We start from the raw sequence: 16,951 nt of genomic DNA, 5'->3' as shown, positions 1-16,951 counted from the left end.
TTAATAGATGTCGTGCTTGTGCGCTTTGGATTGCGACGTTTGCGCTTGGTCATTGGGGTCTTTGCTGTCATCGGGCAGGTACAGCGGACCTTTTTGACCACAGGCACTAACGAGGCAAGCGACCGCGACGAGCGCAGCAAGGGAAGAGATCAGGCGCTTCATGGCGAAATCCTTGAATATGCATTAATTGCGCCCGAGTATACCGACCACCCGCCAGCTTGCCTATGCGCCGGAATACCCGTCCGGCGGGGGTTTGCCGAGATAGTTGGGAAGCAGGCTACGCTGGTCGAGGATATTTCATACTGTCATCGGTAATGAACTCGGTATCCTTTGCAATCAGCGGGGCTCGCCCGTATCGTGCGGCGCTTGAGCAAAACCAGACACTTTTGAGGTTGCCACAATGAGTTTGACCGAAGCCCGTTTTCACGACCTGGTGGATTCGACCCAGCAGACGCTGGAAGATATTTTCGACGACAGCGGCCTGGATGTGGACCTGGAAAACTCGGCCGGCGTGCTGACCGTCAAGTTTGAGAACGGCACTCAACTGATCTTCAGTCGCCAGGAACCGCTGCGTCAGTTGTGGCTGGCAGCCCGTTCGGGTGGTTTTCACTTCGACTTCAACGAAGAAGACAACAACTGGCAGTGCGATACCAGTGATGAGCTGCTCAGCGAAATGCTCGCGCGCCTCACGCAGGAGCAGGCCGGCGTCGAGCTGAGCTTCGATGAGCTGAACCCCGACGAGAATTGATTGTGACCCAGCCTGCACCTGTACGCCCGCCAAAGCCGTTGTTCAGCAATGTCAGCCCGGCGGTGCCGTCACCTTGTATCAGTTTGTGTCGTCTGGACGAGCAAAAAGTCTGCCTCGGCTGCTTCCGCCATGTGGAAGACATCCGTGAATGGCGCTCTGCCGACGACGCCCGGCGCCGCCTGATCTGTGCCGAGGCCGAGCAGCGCAGGGCGCGCGCTTGAGGCCGCCTTGTTTATTTGTGACGCTGTGGTAGTGTCCGGGTACACCTCAAATCATCGAGGTCCGTGAGAACCCCGCCTTTTCCTGGCGGGGTTTTGCTTTTTTGTGCAGAAAAAAGGAGTCTGCCTGAATCATGACCACCGCACCTTCCATCATCCTCACCCGTCTTGACGTGCAGCGTCTTGAGCAACTGATCGACCGCCTGGGCGATGAGTTTCCCGGCGTCGAAGCGTTGCAAGCCGAACTCGACCGCGCAGAAACAGTCGGCCACGATGAAGTGTCGGGAGACGTCGTGACTATGAACTCCCGTGTCCATTGCCGTGAAGAAAGCAGCGGCAAGGAGCGTCACCTGACCTTGGTGTATCCCAAGGATGCGAATGCCGATGAAGGCAAGATTTCGATTCTGGCTCCGGTCGGCAGCGCCTTGCTGGGTTTGCAGGTCGGTCAGCACATCGACTGGCCAGCTCCCGGTGGCAAGACCCTCAAGCTTGAATTGCTCAGCGTCGAAGGCCAGCCCAAAGATGGCGGCGCCTTCCCGCTCTAAACCTGGTTCAACGCTTTATTGAGCGACAGCTCCAGCTCGGCCTTGTAGCGCAGATACAAGTTGCTCGGGCTCTGCACATCACCGAGCAGGCCCGACAGGTCCAGGTCGGTGATGTAGCAGCGGTAGCGCTCGGTCTCCCGACGCTGCCCGACGATTTCCTGGGCGACCACTGCAAACAACTGGTCGCCAAACTCCAGTTCGCAAAACTCCCGCTGATTGCAGTACAGGGTGATACCTACCTGGCCGTGCGCCGCTTTGCCGATAATCGCCTGCACGTCATAAAACGGTTTATTGACCGGGTTTTGAGGGGCGGGCCGCGGCTCGATGCTGCGGGCGCGATGGCTGCCGGACGGCAACAGTTGGTAATACAAAGTTTGCACTTCACCCAGCGTCTGTGGCGTATCCAGCGGTGATAGCGCTTCACGGCGGTAGATGATCGATTGCAGAAAACGCTGCAACGGCGCCAACAGGCTTTGTTCGTCATGAAACGGCTGGCGCTGCTGCCACAGCGCATTGAACTCATCCAGCACATACAGCTCGGCGAAGCCTTCATTGACGCGGTAGAACACCTGCACACAATCGGCCAGGCCCATGGGTAACAGCAGCGCCAGGTCGTGGTCTTCCAGGGCCATGGCGTCCAGGTGCAGCGGGCTGTAGCTGGCCAGTTCTTCGCTGAGGTACGCGATCAGCGCGTCCTGGGTCGGCAGCGACACATGGGTGGCCTGGCCTGGGCTCAGCTCCATCACGTGATAGTGCTGCTGCACTTGCAGGAGGTAGCGGTGATTGGACTGACCCAGCAGCAGGCTCTGCGCCGTGTCGAAGATTTCTTCCACGCGCTGGGCAATGAACTGCGCACGGTTGTGACAGAAGCAGCGCACCCGCAGCCGTGGCAAATGGTCCGGCGGCAGTTGGTTGAGGTAGTCACGCAGGCAGTCGAGCAATGCGTGGGGGCCGTCGTAGCGGCTGACCATCACCTCGTTCCAGCTGTTGAGCGTCACTTGGTCCAGGGTCAGCACCAAATTGTCGCGCACGCCGGCGTAGCTCAAGGAGTCGGTACGCTCGGTGGTCATCACGATATTCAGGTCGCGGTGATGCTTGAGCGGGTCAACGCCGACGTTGATCAGCAACAACACGTCTTCCGGCACGGCCGGGCGCAACAGGCGATCTTCATCGACGCTGGTCAACGGCAGGGCGATGGTCTGTTGCAGGCTGCCCAACAGGTTGAACAGCTCGAATTCGGTCATGTCACTGACGCCCGGGTGCAGTGCCAGGCGCGTGCTGCTGTCGATCACGCCGTTGCGGTGGCACCAGGTGAGCATTTCCAGCAGGTCGCGGCTGCGTTTGATCGGCGCAAAGTGCTCCCATTCCAGTGCCGTCAGGTTGCCGTTGTACAGGCCCCAGTGGTGCTGGCCGGGCTCCTTGCGGTTGGGCGATTGCACCAGGGTCAGGGTGTCTTCGGCCAAGTCCGGGGCGATGCCGGGGTTGATGAACTCGACCTTGCCGGCCTTGCGCTCAAACGCCGCATACAAGCGCCGGCCCAGCACATTGAGGTCGCGCTTGTTAATCAGGCTGACAGTCTGCTCGGTGCGAGCGAACTGGGTGAGAAAGCGGTAGCTGTAATTGAGCTCATTGACCAGCGCGCGGCGTTCGGAGGCGACCTGGCGCACTTTCCACTGGCTGCGACTGTCCAGCAGGGCCAGTTGGCGCTGGTCCCAGCCCCATTCATGGGCCAGGCGTTCCAGTAACAAGCGCTGCCAACTGGTGCTGCGTTGGCCGGCGCTGAGCTTGAGGTTGACCTTCAGGTACAGCGCGCGCCGTACCAGTTCCAGGCGTTCGGGCTCGTTACGCGCCTTAAGGTGTTCCTCGATGCGGCGGTAGACCACGATGTACGGGTCCAACTCATCCAGATCCATCTGATTGGCGAACACCGCGCGTTTGAAGCGCAGGCTCAGGCAATGCACGTGCGGGTGTTCGCTGGCGTAAACCTCGGTCAGCAGCAGCTTGAGCACCGACTTGTAGGGCGACTCGATGCCTTTGAACAGTTGCCACAGCCCGGCGCCAATGAATTCGCCGGGGGGGATGTGGGCCAGGTGACCAAGGTCGAGGGTTTCATCGGCGCGGATAAAGCGCTTGGAAATCAGTGCGTGGGTGAACTCGGCGTAGCGACTTTCTTCGTAGACCGGCACCAGCCACCAGATCGGCGTGCGCCCGGCGAGCCAGATTGCGGTGCGGTAGAACTCGTCCAGCAGCAGGTAATGCTGCGTGGTGCCGCAGTCGTCGGAGCTCAATTGTGTGTCGCGTTCACCCAGCACAAAGCGTGTCGGCTCGATCAGAAAAAAATGCGCCTCGGCGCCCATGGTCAGGGCCCAGGCTTCCAGCAACTGACACTTTTTGCGCAGCTCAGCCAGCTCGTTTTCGCCCAGGTCGGGCGCGTGGCATACCCACACGTCCATATCGCTTTGGTCTGCCTGAGCCAGGGTGCCGAGGCTGCCCATCAAAAACAGCCCGTGGATCGGCTGCGGCGGGTTGCCATGGCGTGCCTTGTAGGAGAACGAGCGGGTCAGGCGTTGGGCTTCAGTGAGGGCTTGGGCGTCAGGTTCGAAGTTCGACAGCCCGGCCGGCGTGCTGCCCGACACATAACCGGGCAGCAGCGGATGATTGACGTGAAAAAACAGCGGCAGCAGGGTCAGCACGCTTTGTTGGCGTGGTGTCAGCCCCTCGACGGCCCGGGCCATGCGGCCTTCATTGAGGGCCATGAAGCGTGCGCGCAATTGAGCCAGCACCTTGCGGTCGATGCCTTCGTCCAGGTCGGGGCGGATCTCATGGGTGCGGGTCATGTAGAACTCGGTGGCTCGCAGGGCCCGACATGGGCGGCCGTGTAGGAGTTTACAGCCAGTAGCGTAGGAGTTTTAGAGGGAAATTGTTTTTGGCGTCAGAATTTTGAGCGGCTGAACAGCAGCGCCCTCGGAATCCGCAAAGGGCGGACTCCATGGGCGTCAAGAGGTGTCAGGCGGCTTCTTTGGTCGAGGCAGTGGTCAGAATGGTCAACAGGGTTTGGGCCTGTTCGGCAGCATCCCGGCCAAGGCTGGTCAGGTAGCCCCCGTCCGGCTGGTCGATCAGTTTTTTCTCGAACAGGCGTTTGGCGGCGGCGATGGCAGAGGGGGCGGCGGTCTGGTGGACTTTCAGACCTTCCTGGGAGCTGCCCAGGTTGAAGAGTGCAAGGATTTCCAGTTCGGCAACCAACTCAGGGGTATACGACATAAGGACTCCAGACTTTCTAAGAATTTATTAGAGGCTAGCAGGGCATAAGGTGAACGCACTTTGCCGGGCTGTCCAGTGAGAAAGTCGTGGGTCTTGATATGGCGCACCTTTGTGATGAGCACGCCTGCTGCTTCGCCACGAAGGTGCTCGATTCAGTCGTTTTCCGGTGGCAATTCCGGCAGTGCCCGCAGCGCTGTTTCGTACCATTCGGTATTGAATGCGCGGTCTTCGTCCAGCATCTTGTCGATTTCCACGGCCAATACGTGAGCCATGAGGTTCAGAATCTCTTCGCGTTCGTAACCCACCAGCGTCAGCTTGTTCAACGTGGCTTTGGCGGCAGGCGGATTGTCGCTTTCGATCTGGTTTTCGATGGCTTGGATCAGCGTGTTTTCGGTGAACTCTTCTTCGTCGCTGTCGATATCGGTCGGCTCGCTCATGGCAGGCTCCTCAAGGAAAGGGCGCCAGTCTACCCCCATTCAGGCAGGTGATGCTGCTGGTCAGGTCGGTCGCGACGCTCTATAACTTCTGCAGCCAACCCCACACCCGGCCTGGAGGCATTCGCAATGCTCAAGCTTTACGGATTTTCGGTCAGCAACTACTACAACATGGTCAAACTGGCGCTGATGGAGAAGGGCCTGCCGTTTGAAGAAGTACCGTTTTACCCGAGCCAGACGCCTGAAGCCCTTGCTGTCAGCCCCCGTGGCAAAGTGCCGATTCTTGGCGTGAAGCAGGGGTTTATCAACGAAACGAGCGTGATCCTCGAATACATCGAGCAGACCCAGGAGGGCCGTTCGTTGCTGCCGGCCGACCCGTATCAACGCGCCCAGGTGCTGGCGTTCTGCAGGGAAATCGAGCTGTACATCGAGCTGCCCGCGCGCGCCTGTTTCGCCGAGGCGTTCTTCGGTATGCCGGTGCCGGATGCGATCAAGGAAAAATCCAAGGCCGAGTTGCTGTTGGGGATCGCGTCTTTAGGTCGACACGCCAAGTTCGCGCCTTACGTGGCGGGGGAGAGCTTCACGATTGCCGATCTGTATTTCATGTACAGCGTGAACCTCGCCTGTGGCGTGGGCGAGAAGCTGTTTGGCGTGGATCTGCTGGCTGAGTTGCCGGCGGCCAAAGCGCTGCTGGAGCGATTGCATGCCTTGCCCAACGCACAAAAGGTGGCGGCGGACAGGGAAGCGGCGATGCCAGCGTTTATGGCGATGATTGCGGCGAAGAAATAGTGCGGTGACGCCTTCGCGCGCAAGCCCGCCCCCACATGCGACTGCATTCCACAAGTGGAACCTGGTCAGTGGTGGCGGCGGGCTTGCTCGTGAAGCGTTTAGCGGCTGGCCAGCAGCGCCTGGCCGCGCGCTACGGCTGCCTTGACCTGCGCCGGTGCAGTGCCGCCTACGTGGTTACGGGCATTCACCGAGCCTTCCAGGGTCAGCACCGCGAACACGTCCTGCTCGATCTGGTCGCTGAACTGACGCAGTTCTTCCAGGCTCATCTCTGCCAGGTCCTTGCCGGTGTCCACACCGTATTTGACGGCATGGCCGACGATTTCGTGGCAATCACGGAACGGCAGGCCGCGGCGCACCAGGTAATCCGCCAGGTCGGTCGCAGTAGAGAACCCACGCAAGGCCGCCTCACGCATGATCGCGTGCTTGGGCTTGATTGCAGGGATCATGTCGGCAAACGCACGCAGCGAATCGCGCAAGGTGTCGGCAGCGTCGAACAGCGGTTCTTTGTCTTCCTGATTGTCCTTGTTGTAGGCCAGCGGCTGGCCCTTCATCAACGTCAGCAGGCCCATCAGCGCGCCGAACACACGGCCGCTCTTGCCACGCACCAGCTCGGGCACGTCGGGGTTTTTCTTTTGCGGCATGATCGAGCTGCCAGTGCAGAAGCGATCCGGCAGGTCGATGAATTGGAATTGCGCGCTGGTCCACAGCACCAGTTCTTCGGAGAAACGCGACAGGTGCATCATCGCGATGCTGGCGGCGGCGCAGAATTCGATAGCGAAGTCGCGGTCCGATACGCCATCCAGGGAGTTGCCGCCCACGGCGTCAAAACCCAGCAGTTGAGCGGTGTACTCGCGGTCGATCGGGTAAGTGGTGCCCGCCAGTGCCGCGCTGCCCAACGGCATGCGATTGGCGCGTTTACGGCAATCCACCAGGCGCTCGTAGTCACGGCTGAGCATTTCGAACCAGGCCAGCAGGTGGTGGCCGAAGGTCACTGGCTGTGCGGTTTGCAGGTGGGTGAAGCCGGGCATGATGGTGTCCGATTGACGCTCGGCCTGCTCCAGCAGACCCTTTTGCAGGCGCGTGATTTCGGCGAGGATCAGGTCGATTTCATCGCGCAGCCACAGGCGAATATCGGTGGCCACCTGGTCGTTACGGCTGCGACCGGTATGCAGTTTTTTGCCGGTCACACCAATACGATCGGTGAGGCGGGCCTCGATGTTCATGTGCACGTCTTCCAGGTCGACGCGCCAGTCGAACGTGCCGGCCTCGATCTCACCGCGAATGGTGGTCAGGCCATCGATGATGCTGTCGCGCTCGGCGTCGGTCAGCACGCCGACCTTGGCCAGCATCGTGGCGTGGGCGATCGAGCCCATGATGTCGTGGCGGTACAGGCGCTGGTCGAAGGTGACGGAGGCGGTGAAGCGGGCGACGAAGGCGTCGACGGGTTCACTGAAGCGGCCGCCCCAGGACTGGTTGGTCTTGTCGGTGCTCATGGATTCGCTCGTGATCTGCTTAAAAGAGGCGTGGAGGTGTGCCGCCGATAATAACAGGGTTGCCCGTGGAGGCGGTGCTGCGGGTGGTCGGCATTTTTATTTGTGCGAAGGATGGCTAAGTGCCTTGCCGCCGAACGCATCCGGGACGAGACTGAAGGCAGGCGTTAATTGAAAGGATATTTGACGATCGAACAATATCGTCTCAGCGAGCGTCTACAGTTGCACTGATAGAGCATGAATGCACCAAAGTTTGGTGATGTGGTCATATCCCAGGCTATCCATTAAAAAAGGGGGGTATTCGGATTGTGTATCAGCAAACCCTACGGCAATGCCCATAGGCAGCAGGTTTTGGGCGCAACTGAACAGGTCCGGGTGAATTTGGGTGCCGCTCTCGGGGCACTTTTTACCGCTCGCGCTAGTCTTAGCGTGGATCGCTGTGACGCAAGTCACCGCACCTGTCTACGCTATCCTTGTGCGAGACTCACGCAGGAATCCAGCGCAATATGAATGTCCTGATCGTTGATGACGAACCCCAAGCCCGCGAGCGACTGAGCCGTTTGGTCAATGAGCTCGAGGGTTATACAGTCCTTGAACCGAGCGCCACCAGTGGTGAGGAGGCGTTGACGCTGATCGACAGCCTCAAGCCTGACGTGGTGCTGCTCGATATCCGCATGCCGGGCCTTGATGGCCTGCAAGTCGCCGCCCGCCTGAGTGAGCGAGAATCGCCGCCTGCCGTGGTGTTGTGTGCTGCGCAGGAAGAGTTTTCTGCGGAAACGCTGGAAGCCAGTGGTGTCAGTTTTCTCGCCAAGCCGGCGACTGGCGAAGCGTTGCTCAAGGCCCTGAAAAAGGCCGAGCGCCCCAACCGCGTCCAATTGGCTGCGCTGACCCAGCCAGCTGCCCAGAGCGGCAATGGGCCGCGCAGCCACATCAGCGCGCGGACCCGCAAAGGCATTGAGCTGATACCGCTGGGCCAGGTGGTCTATTTTATTGCCGACCACAAGTACGTGACCCTGCGTCACGAGGCAGGCGAAGTATTGCTCGATGAGCCGCTCAAGGCGTTGGAGGATGAGTTTGGCGACCGCTTCGTGCGCATTCACCGCAACGCACTGGTGGCTCGTGAGCGAATTGAGCGTTTGCAGCGCACGCCGCTGGGCCATTTTCAGCTATTCCTGAAAGGGCTCAATGGCGATGCCTTGATCGTCAGCCGCCGTCATGTCGCTGGCGTACGCAAGATGATGCAGCAGCTGTAGCCCGAGGGCTGTGGCGAAGTCTGCAGACCTTATCCCGGTGCGATGTGGCCAGGGAGGCCCCGCACTTGCTGATTCAAATCAAAGCGTGTTTGCCTGAGCTGTTATTATCTGCCGTATCTATTCAGTACGGATTGATCCATGTCCTCTCGCGAAATCCGCATCGCCACCCGTAAAAGCGCCTTGGCCTTGTGGCAGGCCGAATACGTCAAAGCACGCCTTGAGCTGGCCCACCCGGGCCTCAAAGTGACCCTCGTGCCCATGGTCAGTCGCGGCGACAAGCTGCTGGACTCGCCACTGTCGAAGATCGGCGGCAAGGGCTTGTTCGTCAAAGAGCTGGAAACCGCGCTGCTGGAAAACGAAGCCGACATCGCCGTGCACTCGATGAAAGACGTGCCGATGGACTTTCCTGAAGGCCTCGGCCTGTATTGCATCTGCGAGCGTGAAGACCCGCGCGATGCCTTTGTTTCCAACACCTACGCGTCCCTGGATGAGTTGCCACTGGGCAGTGTCGTCGGCACCTCCAGCCTGCGTCGTCAGGCGCAGTTGCTGACTCGGCGCCCGGATCTGCAGATCCGTTTCCTGCGTGGCAACGTCAACACGCGTCTGGCCAAGCTGGATGCCGGTGACTATGACGCGATCATTCTCGCAGCGGCCGGTCTGATCCGGCTCGGTTTCGAAGACCGTATCACCTCCGCCATCAGCGTCGAAGACAGTTTGCCCGCAGGCGGGCAGGGCGCAGTGGGCATCGAATGCCGCACGGCCGACAGTGAAATTCACGCCTTGCTCAAACCTTTGGATCACCCTGACACCGAAGTGCGTGTCACCGCCGAGCGCGCGCTGAACAAGCACCTCAACGGTGGCTGCCAGGTGCCAATTGCCTGCTACGCCGTGCTTGAAGGTGAAAACCTTTGGCTGCGTGGCCTGGTAGGCGATCCTGAAGGCGGCACGCTGCTCACTGCCGACGTGCGTGGGCCACAGCGTGACGCGACCGCCTTGGGTATCCAGGTCGCTGAAGAGCTGCTGGGCAAGGGCGCCGGCGCCATTCTGGAAAAAGTCTACGGCGAGGCCGGTCCGCAGTGACTGGCTGGCGTTTGCTGCTGACGCGGCCTGCCGAAGAGTCGGCTGCCCTGGCGGCATCGCTGTCTGACGCCGGCATTTTCAGCAGCAGCCTGCCTTTGCTCGACATCGAAGCCCTGCCGGTAACGCCTGAGCAACAGTCTGTGCTGCGTGACCTGGGCCGTTATTGCGCGGTGATTGTGGTCAGCAAACCGGCTGCACGCCTTGCTGTGCAGCAGTTGAATCAGCCTTGGCCGCAGTTGCCCTGGTTCAGCGTCGGGGCTGCCACTGCGCAGGTACTGGCCGATCACGGGCTCAACGTTCACTATCCGCAAACCGGCGACGACAGCGAAGCCTTGCTTGAATTGCCCGCCTTGCGCGAGGCTATCGCACGGCCCGATGCCCGGGTACTGATCCTGCGTGGCGAGGGTGGGCGCGAGTTGCTGGCTGAGCGTTTGCGTGAGCAAGGTGCTAGTGTCGATTATCTGGAGTTGTATCGCCGCTTGCTCCCGGCTTACGAGGCCGGGGTGTTGACGCAGCGCATCCAGTTGGAACGCTTGAACGGCCTGGTGGTCAGCAGTGGGCAGGGTTTTTTGCACCTGCAAGCCCTGGCCGGCCTCGATTGGCCGAAAGTGGCGCAGCTGCCGTTGTTCGTGCCCAGCCCGCGCGTTTATGAAATGGCGCGGGCCGCTGGCGCAGAAAAAGTTGTGGATTGTCGCGGCGCGAGTGCCGCGGCTTTGTTAGTGGCGTTGCGCAGCGCTGCCTCGTGAGGCATGCGGCGCCCACTCTCTGATACGCAAAGGACGGATACGTGAGCGAAACAGCCTTGCCTAAAGATGAAGCCCAGCCAGCACTTGATGCGCCGGTTGCACCGGCCACCGCGCCACGCCGCGGCAATGGCCTGGCTATTGTGGCCCTGTTGCTCGGTGCCGCAGGTGTTGCCGCCGGCGGTTGGGGGATATGGCAGGTCCGTGCCCTGCAAGCCAGTAGCCAGCAACAGCTGGGCCAGGTGCAGACCCTTGATGACCAATCCCAATCACTCAAGCAGAGTCAGCAGCAGCTGGCTGCGCGCCTGGCACAATTGCCAGCAGCCGATGAGCTGGAAGAGCGCCGCCGCCTGGTCTCGCAGTTGCAGGGTGATCAGCAGCGCTTGAGCCAACGTCTGGAAACCGTGCTGGGTGCCAGCCGCCAGGACTGGCGCCTGGCCGAAGCCGAGCACCTGATCCGTCTGGCCAGCTTGCGCTTGTCTGCCCTGCAGGACATCAACAGTGCCCAGTCGCTGGTCCAGGGCGCTGACGAAATTCTTCGCGAACAGAGCGATCCAGGTGCCTACGCTGCCCGTGAGCAATTGGCCAAAAGCCTGACCGCGCTGCGCGGCACTGAACAGCCAGACCGCACCGGGCTTTACCTGCAACTGGCGGCCCTGCGTGACCAGGTCGTGCAACTGGCGGCTATTGCCCCTGAATATCAACTCACCGAGCCCACTTCCGAGGGGCGCCCGACGACCGACACGGAAGGTCGCCTGCGCCAGTGGTGGGAGCAGATATCGCGTTACTTCCGCATCGACTTCAACCCGGATGACAACATTCGTCCGTTGCTGGCCGGTCAAGGTTTGAACCAGGTGCGCCTGGCACTGAGCCTGGCCCTGGAGCAGGCACAATGGGCCGCGCTCAACGGTGAGACGGCGGTGTACAGCCGCTCCCTGGGTGAAGCACGCAGCGTGCTGCAGGACAACTTCAACCAGGACAACCCGCAGAGCAAAGCGATGCTGGCACGTATTGCCGAACTCGAGCCCAAGGCCGTCTCCGTGGTGACCCCGGACCTGGCCGCCAGCCTGGCTGCCGTGCAGGCTTATCTTGAACGCCGCCATCTGTCTGCCGGTGAAGCCAAGGCGGCGGCGGGCACGCCGGCCAAGCAGGAGTAGAGCCGATGAAGCGTTTCTATGTGATCCTGGTACTGGCGATTGCAATTGCCTTGGCACTGGGTGTGGGTATTTCGAAACACACCGGCTACGTGCTGATTACCTATCCTCATCTGCTGCATTACGAGTCGAGCCTGTGGGCCACGCTGGTGGCAGTGTTTGTCGTCGGCCTGGCGATCTACCTGGTTCGCGTGCTGCTGAGCCTGATCACTACCTCCGGTGGTGTGGTCAACCCGTGGTCGCGACGCAACCGCAGCCGCCGCATACAGATTGCGATTGAGCAGGGCCAGTTGGACCTCGCCGAGGGCCGCTGGGCCAGCGCCGAACGCCACCTGCACCGTGCCGCAGAGGCCGAGCGCCAACCTTTGCTGTATTACCTTGGGGCTGCCCGTGCCGCCAATGAGCAGGGCCGTTATGAAGAGTCCGACGGCCTGCTGGAGCGCGCCATGGAGCGCCAGCCACAGGCAGAACTTGCCGTCGCCTTGAGCCACGCGCAGTTGCAGATGGATCGCGGCGATACTGAGGGGGCGCTGGTTACCTTGCAGGCGATGTACGAGCGCCATCCCCATAACGCACAGGTCTTGCGCCAGTTGCAGCGCTTGCATCAGCAGCGAGGCGATTGGGCATCGGTGATTCGCTTGTTGCCGGAACTGCGCAAAGACAAAGTGCTTCCTGCCTCCGAATTGGCAGAGCTTGAGCGACGCGCATGGGGCGAGAACCTTGGCCTTGCCGTGCAGCGTGAAGAGCAAGGCGAAGCGGGCTTGCAATCATTGGAGCGCGCGTGGGAGCAACTGACTTCAGCCCAGCGCCAGGAGCCGCAACTGGTCTTGGCTTATGCTGAGCAACTGCGTCGGCTGGGTGCTGATGCCAAGGCTGAGGAAGTGCTGCGCGGCGCCATCAAGCGCGGCTATGACAGCCATCTGATCCGGCTTTATGGGTTGCTGCGCGGCAGCGATCCAGGCCGACAGTTGAAGTTTGCTGAAGGTTGGCTCAAGGATCATCCCGGTGACGCCAGCCTGCTGCTGACCCTGGGCCGCCTGTGTCTGCAAAACAGCTTGTGGGGCAAGGCGCGGGACTATTTGGAAAGCAGTCTGCAGGTACAGCGAAACCCCGAAGCCTGTGCTGAGCTGGCACGTTTACTGGCCCAGTTGGGTGACACCGAGCGCAGTAACCAATTGTTCCAGGAAGGCCTGGGCCTGTTGGACAGCCGTTTGCTGGCCTCACCGTTGCCAGTGCCTGCGCGGATTTGAAGTAGGAAAGAGTGAGAGGGTTGGCTCAGAAGTTTCTTAGGGCCAACCCTTTTTTATCGTGTAAAGGCTGGGTCTAAAGCGCGATGTAGCAAATTCCTACCGCTAACAGCTTGAAGTCATCCAGGTTCTGACGGTATATCCCCAGGCTCTCGCGGAATTGTCTGCTCTAGCACGTATTGAAAGGGGTCAGGCCTTTACTCTACCGTAACGACCTATCTTTTGCGGTACGGATAACAATGTCTTTGGCCCCTTCACGCTCCTTGTTTCTCCTGGCGTTCATGGCTGGTGCGATGACGTTGGGTGCGTCGTTCTATCTTGAGTTCGGCGCGCTTTTGCGCCCTTGCTTCCTTTGCCAGGTGCAACGCATCTTTTTGGCCGCCTTTACGCTGATCAATCTGGTTGCCGTGATTCACGGCCCAAGACGCTTTGCGGCTTATCTTTACGGGTTGGCCAGCATGGGGTGCGCGTTGCTGGGCGCTATCACCGCCGTGCGCCAAGTACTGCTACAAAATGCCGCACTGGAGCAGGCCAGCGATTGCTGGCCCAGTCTGCAATACATGATTGAGAACCTGTCGCTTTGGCAATCACTGCAATTGACGATCAGAGGCACCGTCGATTGTGTGGAACTCAACTGGACGCTGTTCGACCTGAGCCTGCCCGAGTGGAGTTTGCTGTTCTTCGTGGCGATGCTGGTCCTGGGCATCATGCAGTTTTCGCGGCTGCTACTGAGCCGTCGTGTGGACCTTGTGAGGTACTGAAGGACAGTCGCAGTTTGTACGACGGGATTAAACACTTGTATGAACTTTCTCTCCTGCGTACCTTGAAGCCATAGTCATGCGGGCATAATCTGGCCCGCATGCATTACTGAAACCGTTTGTCAGATGCGGCCTTGTCCGGCTGCCGCTTTTATCCTTGAAGTGTTGCGCGGGCACAGAGCGGCAGCGCCCCCTATAGGGAAGAGAGATCACCATGCTGGAAAGTTGTCAGAATGCTCAGGAACGCTGGGGTGGGGTGCACAAGCTGATCGACAGCTGGTTGAAAGCACGTCACGAACTGGTTCGGGCCTTTGATGCTCTTGGCGCCAAGCCCGAAGCATTGGCTCAGAATTGCGAGTCGCTGCAAGATTTCTGCGGTGTATTGGTGGACTATGTTTCTACAGGTCATTTCGAGATCTACGAGCAACTGACCAGCGAGGCGAAAGCGTTTAACGATAAGCGTGGTCTGGAGCTGGCCGAGACTATTTACCCGCGCATCGACGTCATCACTGAAAAGTTGCTGGCCTTTAACGACCTGTGTGACGCCGGCAAGTGTGTTGCTGAAAAATTTAAAGAGTTGGGTGGTCTGCTCCACGAGCGTTTCGAGCTGGAAGACTGCTTGATCGAAGTGTTGCACAACGCCCATAAGGAAGAGCCTGTCGCGCAGGTTTGATCCTGGGTGATACGTAAAAAACGGTGCGCATGGCGCACCGTTTTTTATTGGGTCAGTGGCGAGTACCGAGCAACTCGATCTCAAATACCAGCGGTGTATACGGCGGTATCAACTCGCCGGCACCGTCGGCGCCATAGGCCTGGGCCGATGGAATCACCAGGCGCCATTTTGCACCTGTCGGCATCTGTTGAAGTGCTTTGCTCCAGCCGCTGATCACACTGTCCAGACGAAACCATTGGGGCTGTGTGCTCTGATCGAAGATTGTCCCGTCGGGCAACTTCCCGGTGTATTTCACCTGCACCTCATCACTGGCCAACGGCTTGCTGCCAGTACCAGGCTTCAGCTCGGTGAGCAGAATGCCATCCGACAATTCACGCACGCCGCTTGCCGTTTTTTCCTGGGTTAAAAACTGCTGTTCGGCAGCGAGCGCTTTTTCGCTTTTTGGCGCCTCAGCGTCGGCCGCACTCTGTGCTTCGTGTTGGGCGAGGATCTGTTCGATACGAGCATTGTCCAGCGCCAGTGGTTTGCCTTGGTAGGCTTGCTTGAGGCCGTCAACCAGCGCCTGGATCTGCAGGTCGGGGACTTCCTGGCGCAAGCGCTCGCCGAGGCTTGCGCCCAAGCTGTACGCGAGATCGTGCGGGTCTTGAGCAGTGCTGCTGGACGGCGATTGCTCACCTGCATTGGCCACGCCAATCGCCAAGCCAAGCACTAAAAAAAGGTAACGCGACATGGGGTAGTCTCCCGCCGAAAGTGCGACGGATTATGCCAGCCTGAATGCGTAAAAAGTGCCGTGGTTTTTTGTTATATCGATAAGAATTTTCTCACCGTGCAACGCAAGGCCAACGATACTGTCAACATGCCCTAGCGGCGGTAAGAGCAGAGGGCTAGTATGAGCCGCACCCACGTCAGCCAGGAGGTAAACCATGTCGGCCAAACAGAAGCCTGTAAATACCCCGTTGCACTTACTCCAACAACTTTCGGGCAGCCTGCTCGAACATCTGGAAAGCGCATGTTCCCAAGCCTTGGCTGATGCAGAAAAACTGCTCGCCAAACTGGAAAAACAACGCGGTAAAGCGCAAGAGAAGCTGCACAAGTCCCGCACCAAACTGCAAGACGCCGCGACTGCCGGCAAGGCCAAGGCACAAGCCAAAGCCAAAGACGCTGTTAAAGAACTTGAGGACCTGCTGGATGCCCTCAAGGATCGCCAAGCTGAAACCCGCACTTACATTTCCCAACTCAAGCGCGATGCCCAGGAAAGCCTGAAGCTGGCCCAGGGCGTAGGTCGTGTGAAAGAAGCCGTGGCCAAAGTGCTGGGCGCTCGCACACCAGCAAAAGCTGTTGCGTCGAAAGCTTCGGCTAAGACTGCTGCCAAGCCAGCGGCTAAAACCGCTGCTGCAAAACCAGCCGCCAAGCCAGTTGCTAAAACCGCTGCTGCGAAACCAGCTGCCAAGCCAGCGGCTAAAACCGCTGCTGCGAAACCAGCCGCCAAGCCAGCGGCTAAAACCGCTGCTGCGAAACCGGCCGCCAAGCCAGCGGCTAAAACCGCTGCTGCGAAACCAGCCGCCAAGCCAGTTGCTAAAACGGCTGCTGCAAAACCGGCCGCCAAGCCAGCGGCTAAAACCGCTGCTGCGAAACCAGCCGCCAAGCCAGTTGCTAAAACGGCTGCTGCAAAACCGGCCGCCAAGCCAGTTGCTAAAACTGCCGCTGCAAAACCAGCCGCCAAGCCTGCGGCTAAAACCGCTGCTGCAAAACCGGCCGCCAAGCCAGCAGCTAAAACCGCTGCTGCGAAACCAGCCGCTAAGCCAGCTGCTAAAGCGGCTGCTGCAAAACCGGTCGCCAAGCCGGTTGCTAAAACTGCCGCTGCAAAACCAGCCGCTAAGCCAGCTGCCAAGCCTGCTGCTGCGAAACCAGCCGCTAAGCCAGCCGCAAAACCTGCTGCTGCCAAACCTGCACCGGCCAAGCCAACTGCCCCGGCAGCTTCGCCTGCTACGCCGACGGCGTCCGCCGCGCCAACGGCATCGGCCAGCAGCACGTCTGCACCCGTAGCGCCAAGCACTACCCCAACCAGCGCTTCCTAAGTGCCGGATGCCACGACGCGCAACTGCTGCAGCGCGTCGTGGTCAAGGTTGGCGGCTCCGGCCGCCAAGCTTTCAAGCCATCCCCGTTGATCCCCTTCTTCAGTCGGCCATGCCTGCGTCAACACTTCCAGGCGCGCCAACAGCTCCCGTTCGGCTTCCAGTTCCAGGGTTTTGACCCGCTCGCGTAACGCCGCCAAAGGCAAATCCAGTTGAGCCATGGCTCGCCATTGCAGGCGCACCTGTCGCAACGGTTCGACCACGTTTTTTTGCCAGGGCAGGGCAACCTGCTGCAGCGCATGAATGCGCGCGGGCGCAAGCGCCACACCTCGCCGCTCCAGCCAGGCAGCGCAGAGCAACAGGCACACATCCGCGCCTTGCTCCTGCAAGCGCAGGCAGGCGGCTTCGACGCCCGGTCGGGCGTAAGTCGAGAGGGCAAAGCTCCACAGGTCAGCGCACATATTCACACCCAAGCCAGCGGGC

General features: G+C 60.0%; 19 protein-coding genes. 12 read left to right on the top strand and 7 right to left on the bottom strand.

Going from position 1 to position 16,951, the window contains the following annotated elements:
* Positions 1-162 carry an LPS translocon maturation chaperone LptM gene (gene lptM / locus CPH89_RS09095; RefSeq protein WP_073636688.1) on the bottom strand — a complete coding sequence of 54 codons (162 nt, stop codon included), beginning with the start codon at positions 160-162 and terminating at the stop codon, positions 1-3.
* Positions 163-400: 238 nt separating this feature from the next.
* Here lptM and cyaY point away from each other — a divergent pair, with 238 nt between their 5' ends.
* From cyaY to rnk, 3 genes are all read left to right on the top strand, one after another.
* On the top strand, positions 401-748 hold the full coding sequence (cyaY, locus tag CPH89_RS09090) for an iron donor protein CyaY (RefSeq protein WP_053258628.1): 348 nt from the start codon (positions 401-403) through the stop codon (positions 746-748).
* Positions 749-750: 2 nt separating this feature from the next.
* Positions 751-969 (top strand): DUF1289 domain-containing protein, encoded by a 219-nt coding sequence (locus CPH89_RS09085; RefSeq protein WP_010207446.1) that lies wholly within the window; start codon positions 751-753, stop codon positions 967-969.
* Between the two features lie 131 nt (positions 970-1,100).
* Positions 1,101-1,511, top strand: coding sequence for a nucleoside diphosphate kinase regulator (gene rnk / locus CPH89_RS09080; RefSeq protein WP_053258626.1), 411 nt, complete (start codon positions 1,101-1,103; stop codon positions 1,509-1,511).
* Here the strand turns inward: rnk and CPH89_RS09075 are convergent.
* The 3 genes from CPH89_RS09075 to CPH89_RS09065 form a co-directional block, all read right to left on the bottom strand.
* On the bottom strand, positions 1,508-4,348 hold the full coding sequence (locus tag CPH89_RS09075) for a class I adenylate cyclase (RefSeq protein WP_053258625.1): 2,841 nt from the start codon (positions 4,346-4,348) through the stop codon (positions 1,508-1,510). The genes rnk and CPH89_RS09075 overlap by 4 nt on opposite strands.
* A gap of 169 nt (positions 4,349-4,517) precedes the next feature.
* The gene (locus CPH89_RS09070; RefSeq protein ID WP_053258624.1) at positions 4,518-4,772 is read right to left on the bottom strand and encodes a TIGR02647 family protein; all 255 of its coding nucleotides are present in this window, start codon (positions 4,770-4,772) and stop codon (positions 4,518-4,520) included.
* A 152-nt stretch (positions 4,773-4,924) separates the two neighbouring features.
* Complete coding sequence (locus tag CPH89_RS09065; RefSeq protein WP_053258623.1) at positions 4,925-5,209, bottom strand: hypothetical protein; 285 nt, start codon at positions 5,207-5,209, stop codon at positions 4,925-4,927.
* Between the two features lie 126 nt (positions 5,210-5,335).
* On the opposite strand from CPH89_RS09065, the gene CPH89_RS09060 reads away from it, so the two are divergent.
* Positions 5,336-5,995 (top strand): glutathione S-transferase family protein, encoded by a 660-nt coding sequence (locus CPH89_RS09060; protein ID WP_053258622.1) that lies wholly within the window; start codon positions 5,336-5,338, stop codon positions 5,993-5,995.
* 98 nt (positions 5,996-6,093) lie between these two features.
* Here CPH89_RS09060 and argH read toward each other — a convergent pair whose 3' ends face one another.
* Complete coding sequence (argH, locus tag CPH89_RS09055; protein ID WP_053258621.1) at positions 6,094-7,488, bottom strand: argininosuccinate lyase; 1,395 nt, start codon at positions 7,486-7,488, stop codon at positions 6,094-6,096.
* Between the two features lie 503 nt (positions 7,489-7,991).
* On the opposite strand from argH, the gene CPH89_RS09050 reads away from it, so the two are divergent.
* The 7 genes from CPH89_RS09050 (at position 7,992) to CPH89_RS09020 (ending at position 14,393) form a co-directional block, all read left to right on the top strand.
* Entirely contained in the window at positions 7,992-8,738 is a 747-nt protein-coding gene (locus CPH89_RS09050; protein WP_053258620.1) for a LytR/AlgR family response regulator transcription factor, read from the top strand.
* Between the two features lie 138 nt (positions 8,739-8,876).
* Complete coding sequence (hemC, locus tag CPH89_RS09045; RefSeq protein WP_053258619.1) at positions 8,877-9,818, top strand: hydroxymethylbilane synthase; 942 nt, start codon at positions 8,877-8,879, stop codon at positions 9,816-9,818.
* On the top strand, positions 9,815-10,564 hold the full coding sequence (locus CPH89_RS09040; protein WP_053258618.1) for a uroporphyrinogen-III synthase: 750 nt from the start codon (positions 9,815-9,817) through the stop codon (positions 10,562-10,564). Before hemC ends, CPH89_RS09040 begins: the two co-directional genes overlap by 4 nt.
* Positions 10,565-10,605: 41 nt before the next feature.
* Positions 10,606-11,718, top strand: coding sequence for a uroporphyrinogen-III C-methyltransferase (locus tag CPH89_RS09035; protein WP_053258617.1), 1,113 nt, complete (start codon positions 10,606-10,608; stop codon positions 11,716-11,718).
* A 5-nt stretch (positions 11,719-11,723) separates the two neighbouring features.
* Positions 11,724-12,965 carry a heme biosynthesis protein HemY gene (locus CPH89_RS09030; RefSeq protein WP_053258616.1) on the top strand — a complete coding sequence of 414 codons (1,242 nt, stop codon included), beginning with the start codon at positions 11,724-11,726 and terminating at the stop codon, positions 12,963-12,965.
* A 236-nt stretch (positions 12,966-13,201) separates the two neighbouring features.
* Positions 13,202-13,723 carry a disulfide bond formation protein B gene (locus CPH89_RS09025; protein ID WP_053258615.1) on the top strand — a complete coding sequence of 174 codons (522 nt, stop codon included), beginning with the start codon at positions 13,202-13,204 and terminating at the stop codon, positions 13,721-13,723.
* Between the two features lie 211 nt (positions 13,724-13,934).
* Entirely contained in the window at positions 13,935-14,393 is a 459-nt protein-coding gene (locus CPH89_RS09020; protein WP_053258614.1) for an Rsd/AlgQ family anti-sigma factor, read from the top strand.
* Positions 14,394-14,445: 52 nt separating this feature from the next.
* On the opposite strand, the gene CPH89_RS09015 is transcribed toward CPH89_RS09020, so the two are convergent.
* A complete protein-coding gene (locus tag CPH89_RS09015) occupies positions 14,446-15,123 on the bottom strand; it encodes an FKBP-type peptidyl-prolyl cis-trans isomerase (protein ID WP_053258613.1) in 678 nt (225 codons plus the stop codon).
* A 193-nt stretch (positions 15,124-15,316) separates the two neighbouring features.
* Between CPH89_RS09015 and CPH89_RS09010 the strand changes: the two genes are divergently transcribed.
* On the top strand, positions 15,317-16,471 hold the full coding sequence (locus tag CPH89_RS09010) for an AlgP family protein (protein WP_053258612.1): 1,155 nt from the start codon (positions 15,317-15,319) through the stop codon (positions 16,469-16,471).
* Here the strand turns inward: CPH89_RS09010 and CPH89_RS09005 are convergent.
* Entirely contained in the window at positions 16,468-16,929 is a 462-nt protein-coding gene (locus CPH89_RS09005; RefSeq protein WP_053258611.1) for a TIGR02444 family protein, read from the bottom strand. The genes CPH89_RS09010 and CPH89_RS09005 overlap by 4 nt on opposite strands.
* Positions 16,930-16,951: the final 22 nt, after the last annotated feature.

Origin of the sequence: Pseudomonas fluorescens (assembly GCF_900215245.1) — a bacterium.
Classification (GTDB): domain Bacteria; phylum Pseudomonadota; class Gammaproteobacteria; order Pseudomonadales; family Pseudomonadaceae; genus Aquipseudomonas; species Aquipseudomonas fluorescens.
Note: the sequence above shows the minus strand (reverse complement) of the source record. Positions and strands in the feature narration are given on the sequence as shown.

Excerpts from the sequence above, each read along its gene's own strand:
- lptM (WP_073636688.1), bottom strand. The coding sequence starts at position 162 with ATGAAGCGCCTGATCTCTTCCCTTGCTGCGCTCGTCGCGGTCGCTTGC.
- cyaY (WP_053258628.1), top strand. The coding sequence starts at position 401 with ATGAGTTTGACCGAAGCCCGTTTTCACGACCTGGTGGATTCGACCCAG.
- rnk (WP_053258626.1), top strand. The coding sequence starts at position 1,101 with ATGACCACCGCACCTTCCATCATCCTCACCCGTCTTGACGTGCAGCGT.
- CPH89_RS09075 (WP_053258625.1), bottom strand. The coding sequence starts at position 4,348 with ATGACCCGCACCCATGAGATCCGCCCCGACCTGGACGAAGGCATCGAC.
- CPH89_RS09070 (WP_053258624.1), bottom strand. The coding sequence starts at position 4,772 with ATGTCGTATACCCCTGAGTTGGTTGCCGAACTGGAAATCCTTGCACTC.
- CPH89_RS09065 (WP_053258623.1), bottom strand. The coding sequence starts at position 5,209 with ATGAGCGAGCCGACCGATATCGACAGCGACGAAGAAGAGTTCACCGAA.
- CPH89_RS09060 (WP_053258622.1), top strand. The coding sequence starts at position 5,336 with ATGCTCAAGCTTTACGGATTTTCGGTCAGCAACTACTACAACATGGTC.
- argH (WP_053258621.1), bottom strand. The coding sequence starts at position 7,488 with ATGAGCACCGACAAGACCAACCAGTCCTGGGGCGGCCGCTTCAGTGAA.
- CPH89_RS09050 (WP_053258620.1), top strand. The coding sequence starts at position 7,992 with ATGAATGTCCTGATCGTTGATGACGAACCCCAAGCCCGCGAGCGACTG.
- hemC (WP_053258619.1), top strand. The coding sequence starts at position 8,877 with ATGTCCTCTCGCGAAATCCGCATCGCCACCCGTAAAAGCGCCTTGGCC.
- CPH89_RS09030 (WP_053258616.1), top strand. The coding sequence starts at position 11,724 with ATGAAGCGTTTCTATGTGATCCTGGTACTGGCGATTGCAATTGCCTTG.
- CPH89_RS09025 (WP_053258615.1), top strand. The coding sequence starts at position 13,202 with ATGTCTTTGGCCCCTTCACGCTCCTTGTTTCTCCTGGCGTTCATGGCT.
- CPH89_RS09020 (WP_053258614.1), top strand. The coding sequence starts at position 13,935 with ATGCTGGAAAGTTGTCAGAATGCTCAGGAACGCTGGGGTGGGGTGCAC.
- CPH89_RS09015 (WP_053258613.1), bottom strand. The coding sequence starts at position 15,123 with ATGTCGCGTTACCTTTTTTTAGTGCTTGGCTTGGCGATTGGCGTGGCC.
- CPH89_RS09010 (WP_053258612.1), top strand. The coding sequence starts at position 15,317 with ATGTCGGCCAAACAGAAGCCTGTAAATACCCCGTTGCACTTACTCCAA.
- CPH89_RS09005 (WP_053258611.1), bottom strand. The coding sequence starts at position 16,929 with ATGTGCGCTGACCTGTGGAGCTTTGCCCTCTCGACTTACGCCCGACCG.